The sequence below is a fragment of the Streptomyces sp. S.PB5 genome, assembly GCF_030403745.1.
In the GTDB taxonomy this organism is placed as follows: Bacteria; Actinomycetota; Actinomycetes; order Streptomycetales; family Streptomycetaceae; genus Streptomyces.
In genome coordinates, this window is record NZ_JAQMWP010000014.1 from 285740 (window position 1) to 300785 (window position 15046).

General features: G+C 70.9%; 13 protein-coding genes. 3 read left to right on the forward strand and 10 right to left on the reverse strand.

Annotated features, from left to right (window positions below; translation table 11 throughout):
* Positions 1-28: 28 nt before the first annotated feature.
* From PH203_RS33370 to PH203_RS33395, 6 genes are all read right to left on the reverse strand, one after another.
* A complete protein-coding gene (locus tag PH203_RS33370; RefSeq protein ID WP_289924949.1) occupies positions 29-1486 on the reverse strand; it encodes a penicillin-binding transpeptidase domain-containing protein in 1458 nt (485 codons plus the stop codon).
* Between the two features lie 20 nt (positions 1487-1506).
* Positions 1507-2868 carry an FtsW/RodA/SpoVE family cell cycle protein gene (locus tag PH203_RS33375; RefSeq protein WP_289924921.1) on the reverse strand — a complete coding sequence of 454 codons (1362 nt, stop codon included), beginning with the start codon at positions 2866-2868 and terminating at the stop codon, positions 1507-1509.
* Positions 2869-2911: 43 nt separating this feature from the next.
* Positions 2912-3259, reverse strand: a complete 348-nt coding sequence (locus PH203_RS33380; RefSeq protein WP_289924922.1) for an SH3 domain-containing protein — start codon at positions 3257-3259, stop codon at positions 2912-2914.
* A 124-nt stretch (positions 3260-3383) separates the two neighbouring features.
* Positions 3384-4619 (reverse strand): HAMP domain-containing sensor histidine kinase, encoded by a 1236-nt coding sequence (locus PH203_RS33385; RefSeq protein ID WP_289924923.1) that lies wholly within the window; start codon positions 4617-4619, stop codon positions 3384-3386.
* Positions 4616-5359 (reverse strand): hypothetical protein, encoded by a 744-nt coding sequence (locus PH203_RS33390; RefSeq protein WP_289924924.1) that lies wholly within the window; start codon positions 5357-5359, stop codon positions 4616-4618. The genes PH203_RS33385 and PH203_RS33390 overlap by 4 nt, the downstream gene beginning before the upstream one ends.
* A 138-nt stretch (positions 5360-5497) precedes the next feature.
* Positions 5498-6004 (reverse strand): dual specificity protein phosphatase family protein, encoded by a 507-nt coding sequence (locus PH203_RS33395; RefSeq protein WP_289924926.1) that lies wholly within the window; start codon positions 6002-6004, stop codon positions 5498-5500.
* A 100-nt stretch (positions 6005-6104) separates the two neighbouring features.
* Between PH203_RS33395 and PH203_RS33400 the strand changes: the two genes are divergently transcribed.
* Positions 6105-6908 (forward strand): nuclease-related domain-containing protein, encoded by an 804-nt coding sequence (locus PH203_RS33400; RefSeq protein WP_289924927.1) that lies wholly within the window; start codon positions 6105-6107, stop codon positions 6906-6908.
* 134 nt (positions 6909-7042) lie between these two features.
* On the opposite strand, the gene PH203_RS33405 is transcribed toward PH203_RS33400, so the two are convergent.
* Together PH203_RS33405 and ligD are read right to left on the reverse strand one after the other, a co-directional pair.
* Complete coding sequence (locus tag PH203_RS33405; RefSeq protein ID WP_289924929.1) at positions 7043-8329, reverse strand: vanadium-dependent haloperoxidase; 1287 nt, start codon at positions 8327-8329, stop codon at positions 7043-7045.
* A gap of 94 nt (positions 8330-8423) precedes the next feature.
* Positions 8424-9305 carry a non-homologous end-joining DNA ligase gene (ligD, locus tag PH203_RS33410; protein WP_289924931.1) on the reverse strand — a complete coding sequence of 294 codons (882 nt, stop codon included), beginning with the start codon at positions 9303-9305 and terminating at the stop codon, positions 8424-8426.
* 92 nt (positions 9306-9397) lie between these two features.
* Here ligD and PH203_RS33415 point away from each other — a divergent pair, with 92 nt between their 5' ends.
* Positions 9398-10456: a Ku protein gene (locus tag PH203_RS33415; protein WP_289924932.1), complete on the forward strand. Its 1059-nt coding sequence runs from the start codon at positions 9398-9400 to the stop codon at positions 10454-10456.
* Positions 10457-10574: 118 nt separating this feature from the next.
* Here PH203_RS33415 and PH203_RS33420 read toward each other — a convergent pair whose 3' ends face one another.
* Positions 10575-12365 (reverse strand): beta-ketoacyl-[acyl-carrier-protein] synthase family protein, encoded by a 1791-nt coding sequence (locus PH203_RS33420; protein WP_289924935.1) that lies wholly within the window; start codon positions 12363-12365, stop codon positions 10575-10577.
* A 144-nt stretch (positions 12366-12509) separates the two neighbouring features.
* Positions 12510-13805, reverse strand: a complete 1296-nt coding sequence (locus PH203_RS33425; RefSeq protein ID WP_289924936.1) for an acyltransferase — start codon at positions 13803-13805, stop codon at positions 12510-12512.
* Between the two features lie 168 nt (positions 13806-13973).
* Here PH203_RS33425 and PH203_RS33430 point away from each other — a divergent pair, with 168 nt between their 5' ends.
* Positions 13974-14588 (forward strand): dihydrofolate reductase family protein, encoded by a 615-nt coding sequence (locus PH203_RS33430; protein ID WP_289924937.1) that lies wholly within the window; start codon positions 13974-13976, stop codon positions 14586-14588.
* The last annotated feature ends 458 nt before the right edge of the window (positions 14589-15046 follow it).

Here is a 15046-nt window from a genome sequence, read left to right on the forward strand (position 1 = left end):
GGGAGTTGTGGTCGACGGTACCCCCGTCTCAGTGCTCGAGCACCGCCTCCATCACCGCCCGGGCGATCGGCGCCGCGTCCCCGCCCCCGCTGATCTCGCCCCGGTCCGCCTCCGCGTCCTCCACCACCACGGCCACCGCCACCTTCGGCTCCATGTCCCGCTCCCCCTGCGCCCAGGAGATGAACCAGGCATACGGCGTCCCGGAGTTGCCGATCCCGTGCTGAGCGGTGCCGGTCTTGCCGCCGACCGTCGCCCCGGGGATGGCGGCGTTGGTGCCGGTGCCCTCCGTCACCACGTCCTCCATCAGCTCCTTCAGCCGCACCGCGGTCGCCGGATGCATCGCCTGCCGCAGCGGCCGCGTACCCGCCGTCGACACCGTGGCACCGCCCGACCGGGTGGTGCGCTCCACGAGGTACGGCGACCGGATCTGCCCCCCGTTGGCCACGGCCGCCGACACCAGCGCCATCTGCAGGGGCGTGGCCCGAGTGTTGTACTGCCCGATCGACGACAGCGCGAGCTGCGCCTTGTCCACGGAGACGTCGAAGGTGCTCTCGGCGACGGAGAACGGAATGCCGAGCCCCTGGTCGTTGAACCCGAACCCCGCCGCCGTGGCCGCCATGTCCGCCACGCCCACCCGCACCCCCAGCTTGGCGAAGACCGTGTTGCACGACCACACGAAGGCCGCGTGCACCGAGGCGTCCGCGCACCCCTTCGCCTCGTTCACCAGCGAGGTCGACGTCCCCGGCAGCGGATACGGGTCCGGTGAGTCGGTCGGCTCGTCCACGTCCGTCACCACCCCCGCGTCCAGCGCGGCCGCCGCCGTGACCACCTTGAAGGTCGACCCCGGCGGATAGGTCTGCCGGATCGCCCGGTTGAGCATCGGCTTGTCCGGATCCTCGTTCAGCCCCGCCCAGGACCGCTTCACGGACGCGTCGTTCCCGGACAGCACCCCGGGGTCGTACGACGGACTCGACACCAGCGCCAGAATCCGCCCGCTGGACGGCTCGACGGCCGCCACGGCACCCTTTCTCCCCGCCAGTCCCGCGTAAGCGGCCTCCTGCGCACCCCTGTCGAGGGTGGTGACCACGTCCCCGCCCGCACTCCGGTCCCGGGTGAAGTCGTTCCAGAGCGGGAACGCCGACAGCATCGGGTCGCTCCCGGACAGGACGCCGTCCTCGGCGTGCTCCAGGAAGGTCGTGCCGTAGATCTGCGAGGCGAACCCGGTGACGGGTGCGTACAACGGCCCCTTCGGATACGTCCGTTCGTAGCGCAGCCGCCCCTCCGTGTCCCGGGAGCCCGTGACCGGCTTGCCGCCGACCAGGATGTCGCCGCGGGGCTGGCCGTAAAGGGCGATGGCGGAACGGCGGTTGGCGGGATTGTCGTCGTAGGACCGGGCCTGGAAGACCTGGACGCGGGTGGCGTTGACGAGCAGCGCCACCAGCAGCAGGGCGCAGAAGCAGGCCGCGTGCCGGATGTAGCGGGTCATGAGCCGGGTCCCGTCCGGGGTCACGGGGCCACCTCCCCGTCGTACTGGCTCCTGGCCGAGTCGCTCACCCGGATCAGCAGCGCCACGATCGCCCAGTTGGTGACGACCGACGACCCGCCCTGCGCCAGGAACGGCATCGCCATCCCGGTCAGCGGGATCAGCCCGGTCACCCCGCCCGCGATGACGAACACCTGGAGCGCCACGATCGAGGCGAGCCCGACGGCGAGCAGCCGCCCGAACGGGTCGCGCAACGACAGCCCGGCCCGGATCCCGCGCTCCACCAGCAGCGCGTAGAGCAGAAAGATGGCCGACAGGCCCGCGAGCCCCAGCTCCTCGCCCGCCGTCGCCAGGATGAAGTCCGACTTGGCGGCGAACCCGATGAGGATCGAGTGCCCGAGCCCGAGCCCGGTGCCGAGCATCCCGCCGGCGGCGAAGGCGAAGAGCGACTGCGCCAGCTGATTGGGGCCCTGTCCCGCCTCGATCGACGCGAACGGATGCAGCCAGTCCTGCACCCGGCTGTGCACATGCGGCTCCAGCCACCCCACGGCGACCGCCCCGAGGGCGGCGAGGACGAGCCCGACGGCGATCCACCCGGTGCGCCCGGTGGCCACGTACAGCAGGACGACGAACAGGCCGAAGAACAGCAGCGAGGTCCCGAGGTCCCGCTCCAGGACGAGCACGCAGACACTGAGCAACCAGATGGCGACGATCGGCCCGAGCACCCGCCCGGTGGGCAACTGGAGCCGCCACACCCGCCGTCCGGCGTAGGCGAGGGCGTTGTGGTTGGCCGCCAGATAGGCCGCGAAGAAGACCGCGAGGAGCACCTTCGCGAACTCGCCCGGCTGGATGGAGAAGCCGGCGATCCGGATCCAGATCCGGGCCCCGTTCACGGAGGGGAAGAAGATCGGCAGGGTGAGCAGGACGAGGGCGGCGGCGACACAGACGTACGCGTACCGCTGGAGCGTGCGATGGTCGCGCAGCAGCAGTACGACCACGATGAACAGGGCGACCCCGACCGTGGACCACACCAGTTGGGCGGGGGCGGCCCGGTCGCCGGGTGTCTCCAGGTCGAGCCGGTAGATGAGGACCAGGCCGAGCCCGTTGAGCAGCACCCCGATGGGCAGCAGCAGCGGATCGGCGTACGGCGCCCGGCAGCGCACCGCGAGATGCGCGACCAGCGCGAGCACACCGAGCCCGGCGCCGTAACCGGCGGCGCCGGGCGGGACGGTGCCGTGCTTCGCGAGGCCGACGTCGCAGTAGCCGTACACGGAGAGCAGTACGGCGACGACGATGAGGGCGAGTTCGATGCCACGGCGCCGGGGGAGGCGTACGGGGGGAGCGGGGGTGTCCGTCTGGGCCACGGTGGTTCCGGCCTTGGTCATGTCCGGAACTTACCCAAATGGGCCAGGTTGTCTTCCTAGCCGCCTAGCACCAGCGTGGCGCGGGCCCGACGTTGTCGATGTACCGGGCCGCACCCCATGCCCAGGTGCCGTCCGTGAGGAGGTACCAGAGGGGGTTGCCCTTGACGGTCTCGCCGCCGGTCTTGCAGAAGATCGACACGACCTCGCCCTTGTAGGCGGTCCGGATGATCTGCGACCCGCGGTTCGGCGCACTGCGCAGATTCAGCGTGCTGGCCGTGACCACGCCCTTGTACAGGCGGGGGTGCTCGTGGTGGTGGTGCCAGTCGTCGTTGGCGACGGCGGGGGTGGCGGCAGCGGCGGCGAGGAAGGCGCCGGCGACGACGGATATGGAGAGACGGGAACGCAGGGACATGGGAGAGACCTCCACGAACGGGACGAGCTTGACTATTCGCCACATTAGGAGCGGGATCTGATGTGTGCGCGCCACGCTGGGCCATAGGAGAACAGGGGAGCGAGAGAACAGGGGAGCAGGAGAACTAGCTCAGCCTCAGCGTCGCGACCGCCCCACCGTCCGCGGCATTCGAAAACGTCAGCCGCGCCCCCAGCACTTCTGCCTGCCCCGACGCGATGGTCAGCCCCAACCCGTGCCCCTTGCTGCCCCCCTCCGTCCGAAACCGCTGCGGCCCGTGCTCGACCAGGTACTCCGGAAACCCGTCCCCGTGGTCCCGCACGGACACCACCGGCCCGTTCACCGTCACCACCACCGGCGCCCGCCCGTGCCGATGCGCATTGGCCACGAGATTCCCCAGCACCCGCTCCAGCCGCCGCCGATCGGTCTCCACGGACACATCCCGTACGACGACGACCTCCGTGCCGGTCCCGGACGCCCGCACCACCCGCTCGGCCAGCGCGGCGACCCGCTCGGTGTCCAGGTCGAGCTTCTCCCGCCCGGTGTCCAGCCGGGAGATCTCCAGCAGATCCTCGGTCAGCGTCCGCAGCGCCCCCACCCGGTCCCGCACCAGCTCGGTGGGCCGTCCCGGAGGCAGCAGCTCCGCCGCCGCGTGCAACCCGGTCAGGGGCGTCCGCAGCTCGTGCGCCACATCCGCGGTGAACCTCTGCTCGCTCAGCAGCTTCCCCTGCAGGGACGCGGCCATCGAGTCCAGCGCGGCGGCCACCGCGGCCACCTCGTCCTGAGGCCGGGAGGCGTCCTTCGTACGGGGGTCGTCGACCCGCGCGTCCAGGTCGCCACCGCTGATCCGCCGGGCCACCCGCGCGGTCGCGTGCAGCCGTCGCGTGACCCGGGTCACCGCGAACGCCCCCACCAGCAGCGTCGCCCCGATCGCCAGCGCCGACGACCACACGATCGACCGGTCGAGCGCGGCGATGGTGTGGGCCTGCTGCCGATAGTCGACCCGGACCGCGAGGGCCCGGTCCCCGGAGGCCGGCCCGGCCGCCCACATCGTGGGACTCCCGTCCCGGTCGGCGACCATCGTGCCGCGCTCACCGTCGGCCGCCAGCTCCCGCAGGGACGCCGGCAGCCCCGGCGGATCGACGCCCGCGAACGGACCGAGGGTGTCCCCGGCCTCGTACGCCGAAGTCGCGTCCTCCAGCCGCTGGAGCGCGAGCTCGCGCGCCTGGCCGACGGTCTGGTTGGTCACCGAGACATGCACGAGGACACCGAGCAGCGCGGCGAGCGCGCAGCACATCACCGTGATGAACAGCGCGGCCTTGACGGCGAGGGGGCCGGCCCACCGGGGGAGCGCGACCCTCATCGCGGGCCCGCCGAGCGGGACGTCGACGGGGAGGCCGACCGGGAGGGAGAAGGCGAGGGAGAGGGCGAGGGAGAGGCGCCGGTCCCGATGTGCAGCATCTCGTCATGGGTGAGCAGCATGACGTGCTGCTGCGGATCCCAGGTCCACTGGAACCGGTACTCGTAGTCCTCCAGGTCCGACGGCGCATGGATGATCACGGACCGCCCGGCCAGCTCGACCGCGCTCACGGCGTCCTCGTTGGCCATGACCTGGATCAGCCGCCCGTCCTGGAAGGTGTACACGCGTACGGCCGTCTGGTCGCCCGGCAGCAGCCGGAAGCCCAGCGTGAGGTCGTCGCGGCCGTCGCCGGTGAGATCGCGGTAGTACGCCTTGAGCAGCGGGCACCGGCGGTCGGCGGGCTTCTTCCCGCAGTACCGCATCAGCCGGGCGGTCTCGCGGTACTGCGCCCTGGGGCTCGCGTACTCCTCCGGATGCCGGGCGATCTCCGCCTTCACCAGGGCCACCGGATCCACCTTGCGGACGTCGTCGCCCGGCGCGGTGATGCCCTTCACGACCTCGGACTCGCCGTCGTCGTAGTTCCAGGCGGGACTGGTCGCGGGGGTCAGTTCCGGCCACAGCCGGGCCGGGCTGGTCGCGGTCGGCGTCGGCCCCGCGCCCTGCAGCCCGCCCGCGTCACCGCAGCCCGTGGCGGCCGCCAGGACCAGGACTGCGGCGACGGTGGTACGGACGGGGCGTGGCACTGTGCTCCAGAGGCGGACGGGTCGGACGACGGGTCGGGCGGTGCCGACGGTGCCGGACGGAGCCGGACGGGATGATGACCGGCCCGTACACCTTATTCGTACGGAAGTCCTTTTTGCGTATGCGGTCACCGGGTGGGCCTACTCGGTCAGCTCCTCCAGCAGCCGCGCGGTCGGCAGCCCCGCCCGCAGATAGTCGACGAACAGCTCGTTGTGCAGCGCCCACGGCGAGCGGCGGGCCCGGATCGTCCGGATCGCCTCCTCCGCGGAGCGCCCGCTCCGGATCAGTGCGTGCGCGATCACCAGTCCCGAGCGGTTGTAGCCGTGGTAACAGCGGACGAGGACCTTGCGGCCCTCGTCGAGAGCTTCGCTCGCGGCCTGCGCGAGACGTATCACGCCCGCGAGCTGGGTTCCGTCCAGTGGCCCGTCAGGAATCGGCCAGATGTGATGCTCCACCCCGGGGTCGGGCCCGTGCCCCGGCAGCCTCAACAGGGTCTGGACGAGATCGAACTCGTCCCGTACGACGGCGAACTCCCGTTGCCCGGAGCTCCCCCTGAACTCATGCCCGCCCATCCACAATCCGGGCACGATCTCATTCCACGGACTGTCCGGGGCCGGCACGTCGGGCTGCTTCCTGCGGGTACGCAATAACGCCTCCCCAACTCCCCCACCCAACTACCCCCAAAGGTAACCGCCTTCTTGCCCGCGGAGCACCCCGCCTGTTCCCATGGTCAAGGGGTGATGGTGCATGAACTCACTGCGCGTCATACCGACCTGGCGGCACGGCCAGGAGCGGCTCTACGTATGCCTGACGGACGGACGGAACGTCGCCTGGTACGACCGTGAGGCGGCCCGCGTCAACCTGCTCAGCGAGGACCGCAGGGACGACGTCCTCGAAGTCCTCGGTCCCTTCCTGACCGGCCCGGTGGCGGTCGGACCGCCCCCGGTGCCGACCCCGGCGGAACTCGCCCGCCTCACCCTCCATCCCGACGACGACCTGGCGCCCAACCGCCCCGGCGAGGCCCTCCAGGTCGCCCTCGACCGCGACCCGGGACCATCGCACCGCCTCCGCCCCGACCCCCGCCGCAAGGCCCTGCTGGCCGAGCAGGCGGTCGGCGAGGCCCTGGACCGCCTGGACGGCGCCGGCTGGCACGCCCTGCACTCCGTCCCGCTGCCCGGCGGCGACCGCGTCCACCACCTCGCGATCGGCCCCGGCGGCCTCTTCGCCATCCACACCCTCTACGCCCGCAAGCAGCGGGTGACGGTCGCCGACCCCATGGTCACCCTGGGGCGCCGCGATCCCCACCCGCTGCTCCGCCGCGTCCGCGCCGACGCCGACCGCGCCTCCTACGCCCTGACCGCCGAGGTCCACCCGGTCCTCGCCGTCGTCGGCCCGACGGACGTCCGGATCACCGCCCCCCTGAGGGAGGTCCGGATCATCGAGGACACGGAGGTGGAGGGCCTGGCCCGGCTCGGCGGCATGCTCAAACCGGCGGACGTGGAGGCGCTGCACGCGATGGCACGCGACCGGCACACCTGGACGCGGGTCTAGCTATCGCAAGGTCGTCACTTCAGGGCCCTCACCTCAGAGCCCTCACTTCAGCGCCCTCACCTCAGAGCCCTCACTCCAGCGCCCTCACCTCAGAGCCCTCACTCCAGCACCCTCACTTCAGCACTTCGGCGCCCTCACTTCAGCGGCCGGAAGTAGTGGTCGAGCGCCCAGTTCCCGATGTCCCGCCCGACCCGGATGCCGACGAGGTCGGCGGTGCGGAAGTGGATCCCGCTCCAGACCCGCGCGTCGATGACGTCCCGGTCGTACTCCGCCGAGTCCGTGTACGTCCGGGTGGTGCCCGTCACCGTCGACATCAGCCGCAGGTCGATGTCCCCGCCGGTCAGCCGGTCCAGTACGGCCATGACGGCACCGTCGTTGGCGCAGTGCCCGCCCATGTACTCCGGGTAGGGCGGGGTGTTGAGCAGCGGCAGCCAGTCCGCGTCGGCCTCGGTGGCGGGGTTGCCGTCGGTGCCGGCCTGCCGGACGGCGGTGACGGGGCGCCAGAAGGCGTAGCTGAACTTGGAGTTCCAGGTGGTGATCGTCGCGTCGGCGGAGGCGGTGTTGGCGGCGGCGAAGTACCGGGCGGCGTCGACGATGTCGAGCCCGTGCCGCTCGATGTGGTCCCGGTACCCGGCCTGGAGCTGCTGCGGCAGCGGATGCGAGAAGAACCGCGCGGTCTCGGTCTGCCAGGCGGTCCGCGTGGCGCTGTCCCGCCGGCCGACCTCCTTCACCTCGGCGAAGTCCTTCGTGTACGTCTCCGAGGTCAGCGCGGGCGGCGGCTCCGGCATGAACCGGTCGGCCGGCTCGAAGAGCATCGGCCGCACCTTGCCGAGCCACGGGATCGCGGCCGGCCGGAAGTCGGGCGGCGCGGGCTGCCAGACCCCGGGCCCCGGCGCCGGATCGAACGTCACCTTGCTGTCACGCCCGTCGTCCTCCCGCAGCTCGATGAGCCGCTCGGCCGCCCGTTCCCCGAACCGGACGCCCTGCTTCTCGGCGGTCCCGTCCGGGATCTTCGCGAGCGAGTCGGCGTACGCGGTGTCGAGGCGCGTCTTCGACGCCGGGAAGTAGGTGAGCAGCACCCGGTGGGCGGCGGCAGCGGCCGCGGCCTCGGACGAGGCGTGCCGGGGACCTCGTACGTCCCACTTGTACTCGGCGTACCGCCCCTCGATCCCCACGACGGCGTTGTAGACGGCCGCCGACACGAACCCGTACCAGAGGAAGGGCTCACCGGCGGGCCGCTGGGCGTCCTCGGCGATGACCTTGACGGCGGTCAGGTTCCAGTCGGTGATCACCTCGGCGTTCGGCGTCAGCCCCGGGGCGGCGGCGGAGGAGGAGGCCCACGGAACGGCGGCGAGGGAGAGGGCGGTGAGGCCGGTGAGGAGGGCGCGGCGGAGGGTGCGGGAAGGTGGTCGTGCTCGCATGCGGCTCTTTGCTCCTTGCTCCGTGCTCTGTGCACAGGTGATGAGAGATCCCCCTGTTGATCATGATCTGTGCCCGTTCGGGCGGGGGCCGAAGCTAGGGCAGTTGAGCGGCGTCCGTGGTTTCGAAGAGGGGGGCGAGGAGGTCGCCGTAGTCCTGGAGCCGGGGTGCGATGTCCGGCGCGAGGAAGGTGAGTTGACGGGGGGACCGGCACTCCTCGACCTCCTCCCAGGTGACGGGGGCGGAGACGGTGGGCTGGGGGCGGGCCCGCAGGGTGTAGGGCGTGGCGGTCGTCTTGCGGGCGGCGTTCTGGCTCCAGTCGACGAAGACCTTCCCGGGCCGCAGGCTCTTGGTCATCCGGTGCACGGCGAGCCGGGGGAGGGCCCGCTCGGCGGCGACGGCGAGCTCCTTGGCGTACTCGCTCACCTGTTCGGAGGCGGTGGGGTGCACGGCGGCCAGCAGATGCAGCCCCTTGGACCCGGAGGTCTTGGCGTACGCCTCGATCCCGTCCTCGGCGAGCCGCTCCCGCAGCCACAGTGCGACCTCGCAGCACTCGACGACCGAGGCGGGCGGGCCGGGGTCGAGATCGAAGACGAGCCGGTCGGCGGTGCCCGGCTCCTGGATCACCCACTGGTGCGTATGGAACTCGGTGACGAGGTTCGCCGCCCACATCAGGCTCGCCAGATCCTGCACCAGCACCATCCGCGCCGGCCCCTCCGACCTGGGCACCTCGGCGGTGGTGACCCAGTCGGGCGTACCCGGCGGCACGTTCTTGGCGAAGAACACCTGTCCGTCGGGGCCGTCCGGATAGCGCAGGAAGGAGACCGGACGGTCCCGCAGATGGGGGAGCAGGGCGTCGGCGGTGGTCGCGTAGTAGTGCAGCAGCTCGCCCTTGGTGAACCCGGTCTCCGGATACAGCACCTTGTCCAGATTGCTGAGCGCGAGCCGGTGCCCGTCCACCTCGGTGATCGGCGTCATACGATGAGAATTACATGGAAATAGATAGATAGAGACTTATGCAGCGTTAGTGGCTTATTTAGCGTTTCGCAGCGTCAGGAAAGGTCCCGCCCGTGCGATCCATATGGAACGGCGCCATCTCGTTCGGCCTGGTCAGCATCCCGATCAAGCTGGTCAACGCCACCGAGAGCCACTCGATCTCCTTCCGTCAGATCCATCTGGAGGACGGCGGCCGCATCCGCTACCGCAAGGTCTGCGAGCTGGAGGAGAAGGAGGTCGGCTCGGCCGAGATCGGCAAGGGCTACGAGGACGCCGACGGCACGATCATCCCGATCACGGACGAGGACCTGGCCCACCTCCCGCTCCCCACGGCCAAGACGATCGAGATCGTCGCCTTCGTACCGGCCGACCGCATCGACCCCCTCCAGATGGACGCGGCGTACTACCTCGCGGCGGGCGGCGCCCCGGCGGCGAAGCCGTACACCCTGCTGCGGGAGGCCCTGAAACGCAGCAACAAGGTGGCCATCGCGAAGTTCGCCCTGCGCGGCAAGGAGCGCCTGGGCATGCTGCGGGTGGTCGAGGACGCCATCGCCATGCACGGCCTGCTGTGGCCGGACGAGGTCAGAGCCCCCCAGGGCGTGGCCCCCGACACCAAGGTCACGGTGAACGACAAGGAACTGGACCTCGCGGACGCCCTGATGGACACCCTGGGCGAGATCGACCTGGACGACCTCCACGACGAGTACCGCGAGGCCCTGGAGGAGGTCGTCGCGGCCAAGGCCGCCGGCGAGACCGTCCCCGAGTCCCCGGAACCCGCGAAGGGCGGCAAGGTCCTCGACCTCATGGCCGCCCTGGAGAAGAGCGTCCGGGAGGCGAAGGAGTCGCGCGGGGAGGAGACGCCGGAGGAACCGGCAGCGGTACGCCGCCTGCCCCAGCGCAAGTCCGCCCGGGCCACGCCGAAACAGGCGTCGGGGAAGAAGTCGACGGCGACCGCGAAGAAGACGACCGCCGCGAAGAAGACGACGGCATCGGCGAAGAAGTCGACGGCGACGAAGAAGACGGCATCGAAAACGGCATCGGCATCGACGGCGGCGGCGAAGAAGTCGACAGCCAAGAAGACGGCGGCGAAGGCGACGGCGAAGAAGACGGCAACGCGAAAGCGCTCTGCTTGACGGCCGTTCCGCAGTCCTTGATCTCTCCCGGTCTCCTGCGTCCACCGCAACGGCGCTCAGCCACGTGGCAGCAGACCGCGCCGGTGCCGGACCCCGGTCCGGAAGCCCCGGCCCCGAACTACCGGTCCCCGCCCCCGAGCCCCGTCCGCCGCAGCGCCAGCACCGCGTTGTGCCCCCCGAACCCGAACGAGTTGCTGAGCGCCAGATCCCCGTCGCCCGGCAACTCCCGAGGCCCCCCGAGCACGACGTCCAGCCCCACCGCGTCATCCACTTCCGCGCACCCCACCGTCGGCGGCACCACCCCGTGATGGAGGGTCAGCACGGCCGCGACCGCCTCGACCCCGCCCGCGGCCCCCTGCAGATGCCCGAGATGCCCCTTGAGCGCGGTCACCGGAACGGACCGCCGCCCCAACACCTCCCGCAGCGCCCCCGCCTCGGCGAGATCCCCCTCCACCGTGGCCGTCGCATGCGCGTTCACATGTACGACGTCCACCACGTGCCCACCCGCGTCCCGCACCGCCCGTCGCAGCGCGAGCGCGACCCCGCTCCCGGAGGGATCGGGCGCGGCCATGTGATGCGCGTCGGCGGAGAGCCCCCACCCGGCGGCCTCGCAGTAGATCCGCGCCCCACGGGCAAGGGCATGCTCCTCGGCTTCGAGTACGAGCACCCCCGCCCCCTCCCCGTTCACGAACCCGTCCCGGTCCTTGGCGAACGGCCGAGAAGGCGAACCCTCCTCCAGCCCCGCCTGGGACAGCGCCCGCATCGAGGCGAACGACGCCATGATCGCCGGAGTGACGACGGCCTCCGCCCCGCCCGCGAGGGCGACGTCGACGCGGCCGTACCGTATGCGGTCGATGGCCTGCCCGATGGCCTCGGTCCCGGAGGCGCAGGCGCTGGTGACGGTACGGGCCTCCCCGGTGATGTGAAGGTCGAGGGAGACCTGCGAGGCGGCCTGCGACGGCACGGTCATGGGCGTGGTGAGCGGCGAGACCCCGCGGGGCCCCTTCTCCCGTAGCTTCCGGTCCCCGCCCACCAGTACGGACGCGTCCCCGAGGATGGCCCCGAGACTCACCCCCACCCGCGCGGGATCGAGCCCGCTCTCGACGGTCCCGCCCGCCACGAACCCGGCATCGCCCCAAGCCTCCCGCGCCGCGAGCACGGCGAACTGGGCGGCCCGGTTCATCCGCCGGGCAGCGGCGCGCGGCAGCAGCGAGACGGGATCGACGGGAACGGTCCCGGCCACCCGCACGGCCAGCTCCCGGAACTCCTCCCCCTCCAACTCCCGTATCCCGTGCCGCCCGTCGAGCAGCCCCTGCCACAGCTCGCCCACCCCGACACCCAACGGCGTGACGGCCCCGAGCCCGGTGACGACAACCCGCCGAGGCCCCCCGGCAGCCGCCTCCCGCACGGCCCGCGGACGATGCCGTACGACGAACCCGTCCCGGTCGGCGCCGGCGGCCCACCGCCGCACCTCACCGTCGGACACGGGTACGTCGTCGGGAGCGTCGAGATCCCGATGCCAGACCCCCCACCGCCGTACGTACGTCACCTCGACGGCACCGGGATCGACGGCCCTGAGGGACCCCACCCGGTCCCCGTCCCGGAACCGGACGTCGTCGAGCGGAGGCGACGACAGCGAGGGCACCCCGGCCACGTCCATCCGCCGGCACGCGACGGTCACCAACCGCTCCCGTCCCAGCACCTCGTCGCGGTCCACCCCGCCCAGCGGCGGCCGCAGGGTCACGCGGATCGTCTCCGGCGACTCGGGAAGCGTGTGCGTGACGACGTACCACCGAGGCTGTTCGACGTCACCCGGAGACAGGGCGACGAGATCGCCGGGGATGACCTCGGCGGCGCTGACAGGGTGGGGGTTTATCGGTACTTGGGAATTCCCGGATGGTGCGGACATATCCGTACATGCTCCCTGCGGTCCGAACTGCCTTGCGGCGGACCGTCCCGAGTGAACTGGACGAAAGCCGGAAAGGCCATTGTTGAAAGGGAAACATGCCCGGATTCTTACGATCCGCAAACGCGGGGCGAAACAGATCGTCCGTCAACTGGCGTCGGCGAGAGGCGAGTTGCTGGACTCGTCAGCGGATGATCTGTGTGAAAGCTCACGGTCGCACACGCCCACCCGCCCGCCCAGCGACACAAGCCCGACGCCCACCGCGAGCCCGAGCGCGGGCAGTACGGGAAACCGCCCGTCGGGAGCGAAGCCGTACACGGCGAACCGGGCGAGCGAGACGACACTGCTGCCGAGCCCGACCCACAACACCCACACGGGCAGCCGGGCCCGCCCCGGCCCTTCCAGCAAGGCCAGCGGCCGCACCCCCACCAGCACGCCGACCATGACGGCGCCCAGCACCACCAGCCAGGGCACCCGCAGCCCCCACCAGCCGAGCGACCCGAGCGAGGGCTGAGGCGCGATCCCGGTCAGATAGAAGGCGGCGGCAACGACGAGCACCGGCACCATGTGCCACAGGTAGAGCGTCATGCTGGCGCCGCCGACACCCCGCACCACCCGCCACACCCGCTCCCGCACCAGCAGGCGCCGCACGACAGGCGCGACGAGCAGACACACCCCGACCTGCGCGACAACCCAGGCGAGCATGGCGAGCGAGGGCGGATCGGTGTTGCTGGGCTCCTGCCCGGTGACCCGGATGAGACTCACGGGAAACGGCCCGAACCCGACGAGCCCGGCGAATCCCAGCCCGCCACAGACCGCAAGCCCGAGCCCCTTCCCCTGCAGCAGCCCGTCCCGCCAGCAGAAGCCGAGCTGATAGGCGATGCCCCAGACGAGGAGATAGAGGAGATGGTCGAGCATCCCCAGATGGGGCGTATACGCGGCCACACCGGCGACGACCCCCATCCCGACGGGCACGAGCAGACCCCAGCGCCGATGCGCGGCATACAGCACGGGCGTCACCGCACTGAGCACCACATACACAGGCAGAAACCAGAACTGCATGCCCATGGCCCACCCGACCAGCTCCAGCGTGCCGGGCTCGACCCCGACCCCCTGACACACGGCCACGGCGAGAAGCACCAGCCCGCTGTAGACCCCGGCCGGCACCAGCAGCCGCAACACCCGCCGCCGAACCCACCCCGAGCCGGCACCCCGCGCGGCCGCCCAGGACCCACCGGCCGCATACCCTCCCGCGAAGAAGAACAGCGGCATGATCTGAAACCCGAGCGTCAGCCACTGCGTCCACGGCACCTCGGCAAGCAACTCGGGCGCCCGGATCCCCCCACCGGGCTCCCACACCAGCGCGGTGATCAGCCAGTGCCCCAGCACGACGAGCAGGATGGCCCAGGCCCGCAGGAAGTCGACGTACCGATCTCTGCCCATGTCAGCCGATGCTGCCACCAAGTGTTCGACGCACGAACGGACTTGGGAAAGCCGATATCGCACGAGGACGGACACAGAACGTCGACACCGGGAAGTACGGCGCGTCGCGATGAGTTCTGCGGCCCCCGACGGTCATACGTTGGAACCCGTCCAGGAGGAGGACCGCCGATGCGCAGCGTGACCTATTCGATGAACGTCTCACTCGACGGCTACATCGTCGGCCCGGACGGCAGCTTCGACTGGTCGGCGCCCGACCCGGACGTCTTCCGCTTCTGGATCGACGAGATCCGCGGCGTCGGCGTCCACCTGCTGGGCCGGCGCCTGTACGAGACGATGCTCTACTGGGAAACCGCAGCCCAGGAGCGTTCGCTCGACGACGCGGAACTCGAATGGGTCGCCCTCTGGAACCCCCTCCCCAAGGTGGTCTTCTCCACCAAACTGACGGAGGTACAGGGCAACGCCCGCCTGGCCACCGGCACCGTGGCAGAGGAGATCGCACGCCTACGCGCCGAACCGGGCGAGGGCGAGATCGCCATCGGCGGCGCCACCCTCGCCACCGAGGCAGCCGCCGCGGGCCTGATCGACGAGTACCGCGCCATCGTCTACCCGGTACTGGTCGGCGGCGGCACACCGTACTTCCCCCGACACGAACGCCGGGTGGACCTCGAACTGCTCGAGACCCGCACCTTCAACTCGAAGTTCGTGTACCTGCGCCATCGAGTGACACGCCAGACCGGGCCTTCCGGGGACTCGGACTCGGGCTCGGACTCGGCGGAGAGCTGACGCTGTGCGCTGTGTCTGTCGCGGGCCTATCGCGATCAGCACGAACAAACAACCGCGCACAAACAACGAAGAGCGGGACCCAGCGAACTGGGTCCCGCTCTTCATATCAGGCATCTGCGCTGGTCAACCGCATCACTCACGCTGGTTGAGGCGAAGTGCCCCCGGCAGGATTCGAACCTGCGCACACGGCTCCGGAGGGGGTTCCTGATCATGCCGTTGCACCCCTTCTGACCTGCGATCGAACCTCGCCGGGGATGCGGTCGGCGTTCACTGTGTCGGAGGTGTGTCGCCTGGTCACCTCTGAGGGGCTCTGCATAGGCTGCTCGCACCTCTGAGAGCTGACTCCGAGCTGCTCGCTGGCTCATCTAAGGGCCGTCCCGTAAATGATCTTCGGGTCGCCTCGGGCACGGTTGGTCGTTGCGCGGCCCGTTGAACTATCCGGTGAGGGCGAGGTTGTG